Genomic DNA, 1,716 nt, shown 5'->3' on the forward strand with positions numbered 1-1,716 from the left:
ACTATTAATAAGTGAAAAATCATACTATCACACCTTTCTTATTTTTCACATGGAATTTTAAATGAAATAGCTGTCTTTACCATAGAAGTACTTTCAATGTGTAAGGCACATTCAGGACCATACATTAATATTAATCTTCGATTTAAATTTCTAAGCCCAACATGTGTATGTCCTTTAGATGTACCTGATTCTTCAGAGGAAGGTGCATGGTTATTAAAATCAGGGATTTCATTAAATCCAATACCATTATCTTCAATTGAAATATGAAGATATTCATATTTTTCGTATAAGTAAATGTTTAGTTCACCTGAACTTTCTTTTGGTTCAAGACCATGAACATAAGCATTTTCAACAAGTGTCTGTATACAAAATACAGGAACTTTATATGAATCAAGACCTGCATCAATATGAAAGTTGATGCTTATTCGGTCTTCGAATCTAATTCTTTGTAAATAACTGTAAAATTTGACATATTTTAATTCTTCTGAAAGAGGTATTGTAAAGTCATTTTTAGATTGTACAGTTGCTTTTAACAATTCTCCAAGAGCAATTGTCATGTCATAAATTTCATTGTTATCAGACATCTCAGCTTTCCATGCAATAGCATTAAGTACATTAAAGAGAAAGTGGGGATTAATCTGAGATTGCAATGCTCGTATTTCAGAATCCTTTAACAATAACTTTTGTTCCGTAATATCTTCATGGAATGAATGAATCTCGTCCAACATATTGTTAACTGATAATTGGAGAGAATAAAATTCTTTGTATTTTTCAAGTCCGTTTATATTTCCGGAATAATCTCCCTGAGCAATTCTATTTACATAATTAATCATTAAGGAAATAGGCTGGGTGATTAGTCTGCTTATTCCAAATGCAAATATTAAAACAATAATTATAATTGATATGATTGTAATAATATATGGCAAAAGAATATTGTAAATCTGATGTTCTATTTGGCTGACAGGTGCAAGTACAGCAGCATTGATGTTAATAGCCTCCATTTCATTTGATAAAACAAAGTAATCATCAGAATCAAATTTGACAGAGGATATTTTTAATGTATCAATTGCATTAATCTGGTTATGTATTGCTGATAATTTAGTTGACTCAGCATTATATTTAAAACCCGACATAACTTCTAAATCATCGTTGTATATAAATATGCGCCAGTCATCGGAAACATATTGACTAAGGGAGGTCATCCATTCATTAATATTAATTGAAATAAGAATATCACCAATCTGCTGACCATTATTTGAACTGTATATTGTCTTTATAAAATAAATGCAGTTTGAATCATTAAATGTTCCAAATGAAAGTGAAGGAGAAGGAGATGCAAGAGAATTGTAAATCCTTCTATTCGTAATTAATGAATCGCTTGTTTCATTTTTCGAAACATGAATCTGCTTTCCGCGTTTGTTATAAATATAAACTGATTCAAGATAATTTTTTTCCCATAAATTATTCATGATAAGGGAAGAAGTTATCTGCTTTGCAGTAGTAACAGAATTAGTTGAGTCAGCATAATTGCTCTCTAACCAATTATATACGCTGGTGTTTGAAATTAATATACGATATATTGAATCTATAGTATCTATATTAGTTGATATAGCGCTGATTGTAGAGCGGCTTTCCTGTAAAATCTGTTCTTTAAAACTTTTTTGAAGTTCATTAATAGTCTTATAGCAGAATAATACACTACTAATAACTAAAGCA

At 29.7% G+C, this 1,716-nt stretch carries 1 protein-coding gene; it reads right to left on the reverse strand.

Features of this window, described 5'->3' with window-relative positions; translation table 11 throughout:
- Nucleotides 1-38 precede the first annotated feature (38 nt).
- The coding region (locus tag ABMA45_RS05525) for a sensor histidine kinase (protein WP_348029929.1) at nucleotides 39-1,716 on the reverse strand (1,678 nt) is incomplete at its 5' end.

Origin of the sequence: Eubacterium sp. CAG:156 (assembly GCF_000434315.1) — a bacterium.
GTDB lineage: Bacteria > Bacillota > Clostridia > Lachnospirales > Lachnospiraceae > Eubacterium_U > Eubacterium_U album.